Genomic DNA, 2,456 nt, shown 5'->3' with positions numbered 1-2,456 from the left:
GGAGGCGAGCGCCAAGATTCGTTTCCCCCAGCTCATCCTGACCGGCGCCGGCGGCACCGACGCCGGCTCCTTCCTGGACATGCTCGAAGCCAGCAGCGTGACCTGGCTGCTGGGGGCGGCGGTCAACCTGCCCTTGTACCGGGGCGGGGCGATCCGCGCGGAGGTCGACAACGCCGCCTCGGCGCTGGAGATCGCTCGCCTCACCTGGGATCGGACGGCCCTGATCGCCCTGCAGGAGGCGGAGACGGCCCTGGCGGCCTTCGCCGGCGCGCGCGCCGAGCGCGATCGCCTGCGCCTCGCCACCGAGGCCACGGCACAAGCCGCGCAGATCGCCACCCGTCTCTACGACACGGGGCTAGGGGGCTACCTCGCCGTGCTCGACGCTCAGCGCGAGGACCGCAACGCGGCCTTGGCCCTGGTGGCAGCGAAGAACCGCATCAACCAGCGCGCGGTCGACTTGTACCGGGCCTTGGGCGGCGGCTGGGAGAGCCCCGAGTCCCCACCGCCGGTCGACGTGATGGCGAGCGTGCGCTGACGTACCGAGCCCGGGCGCGCCCCCGTAGGCGGGGGTACCGCGGGCCCGGGTCTGTTATCGTCACCCCAACATTCGCCGCCCAAACGACATGACCCATGGCCCCCCTCGCGCTGCTGCTGCTCTTTGCCGTAACCGCCTACATGCTGCTTTGGCGCACCCGGCCGCCGCCGCCAGCCGGGCCAGGTCTCGCCAGCCTTACGCTGCGCAACCTGGACGAGGCGATCGAACAGGCCGAGGATGAAGATGAGGCCGGGGCGCTTTACGCCGTGGTACTTGTCGAGGACTACCCACGGCTCGACCTGGACGCGATCGTCGCCAAGGTGCGCAGCAAGTGGGGCACGCACGCCGCACCGCTGCCCGCGACGGCGGAGGACCCTCCCCTGCGCCGAGCGATCACCACGCCCACCGCACGCATCGCCTTCGAACTGATCTCGCGGATCGATGAGCATCCGGCGCTCATCGAGTCCGACGCCCATCGGGTGGACAACGCGCACTCCGCTGCCGTGCTGGTGGCGCTGGAGGCGGACCAGAAGGCCGTGTTGCAAGCGGTGGTCCTGTCCCAATGCGTCTTCGCGCTCCTCGAGACGTGCCCGCAAGCAAAGGCCGTGCTCTGGGCGCCGTCGAGAACTCTGTGGCCGGCGTCGCAGGCCAAACGCGCCCTGGCTGCCGACTACGAACAGCGCTTCCCGGTGGGCCTTTGGGTCTCCGCCCGCGCGAGTACGCTCGCGGACGGGCGAGTGCAGGGCTACACGCTCGGCCTCACCGCCCTGGGCAGCACGGAGTTCGAGGCGCTCGACGCCCGCGAGGGGCCGAACGCCCTGGCCGATCGCCTGCATTCGCTCGCACAGTACGCGCTGCTCAGCTGCCGCACGATCTTCAACGGGGATACCACCGGCGTGGACGGCTGTGAGCGCATCCGTCTGCAGAAGGTGCCGTCGCAGACGGTGCACCGGGGCTGGGTGTTTCAGCTGCGCTACCTGAGCGCATCCCCACAGCAACCTTGGGAGAACGAATGATGCCAGCGCAGGGACATTGTCTGTGCGGCGCCGTGTCCTTCACGGGCAAGGGCGCGTCGGAAGGGATTCATTGCTGCCACTGCCGCGACTGTGCGCGTTGGAATGGCGGCCCCTTGCTATCGGTGGAGTTCACCGAGGGCTACGACATCGAGGGCCCCGTACGCTGGTTCGAGAGCTCTGACTGGGCGGAGCGCGGCTCCTGCGAGCGCTGCGGCAGCGCCCTGTTCTGGCGCATGCGCGACGGCAGCCACTGCAGCGCGGCGGTCGGCGCCTTCGACGAGCCGAAGACCTTCACCAAGATCGATTCCCACATCTTCATCGACAGCAAGCCGGGGCACTACGACTTCGCCGATGACGCACCACGGCTGACGGCGGCCGAGGTCATCGCCAAGTTCACCGGCCAGGGCTAACGTCTCGGAGGGACGGCGCCGAGGGCGATGAGTTCGTGGCGCGCCGCCATCGCGAGGGGGTGGGTGGCGCCCGCCCAGCGCACCAGGCCGTCGTAGGCCTCGCGCATCGCCTCCACGGCCTCGGAGGCTCCGTCGACGCCCTCGCGCGCTTGCCCCACCAGGGCCAACGCTCGCTCGTAGCCCATCAACACCAAGCGCGCATTGGAGACGCCTCGCCCGGCGAGCGCCTGGGCGCGCGCCCGTGCCGTGGCGTCCAAGGCATCCGCCCAGCGCTGCTCGGTCAGGGCCAGGGCCGCGACCGCGTGGTGGTACACCCACGCCTCGGGCTGGTCGAGATAATCCGCAAAAGCCCCCGCGATGGCGTCCAGCGTCTCGCGCGCCGCGGCAGGTTCGCCCGCCATAGCGTCCAGGCGCGCGAGGAGCAGGGTGATCTTCGCCACGTCCTCCTCCGCATCCACGTAGGGCGTGTCCGCCAGCCGCAGTGCGCTCTCGTAG

At 70.4% G+C, this 2,456-nt stretch carries 4 protein-coding genes; 3 read left to right on the top strand and 1 reads right to left on the bottom strand.

Annotation, left to right across the window (positions count from 1 at the left end):
• The 3 genes from AAF184_25705 to AAF184_25695 all read left to right on the top strand — a co-directional run.
• Positions 1 to 535 (top strand): TolC family protein (locus tag AAF184_25705; protein MEO0425751.1); only part of this gene is annotated, 535 nt, incomplete at its 5' end.
• Positions 536 to 630: 95 nt separating this feature from the next.
• Positions 631 to 1,551 carry a DUF4261 domain-containing protein gene (locus AAF184_25700; protein MEO0425750.1) on the top strand — a complete coding sequence of 307 codons (921 nt, stop codon included), beginning with the start codon at positions 631 to 633 and terminating at the stop codon, positions 1,549 to 1,551.
• Positions 1,551 to 1,961, top strand: coding sequence for a GFA family protein (locus tag AAF184_25695; GenBank protein MEO0425749.1), 411 nt, complete (start codon positions 1,551 to 1,553; stop codon positions 1,959 to 1,961). Before AAF184_25700 ends, AAF184_25695 begins: the two co-directional genes overlap by 1 nt.
• Here AAF184_25695 and AAF184_25690 read toward each other — a convergent pair.
• A partial coding sequence (locus AAF184_25690) for a hypothetical protein (protein MEO0425748.1) occupies positions 1,958 to 2,456 on the bottom strand: 499 nt, incomplete at its 5' end. The two genes, AAF184_25695 and AAF184_25690, sit on opposite strands and share 4 nt — an antisense overlap.

This window comes from Pseudomonadota bacterium (genome assembly GCA_039815145.1).
Taxonomy (GTDB): domain Bacteria; phylum Pseudomonadota; class Gammaproteobacteria; order Steroidobacterales; family JBCBZW01; genus JBCBZW01.
This window is presented reverse-complemented; position numbering and strand designations above follow the sequence as displayed.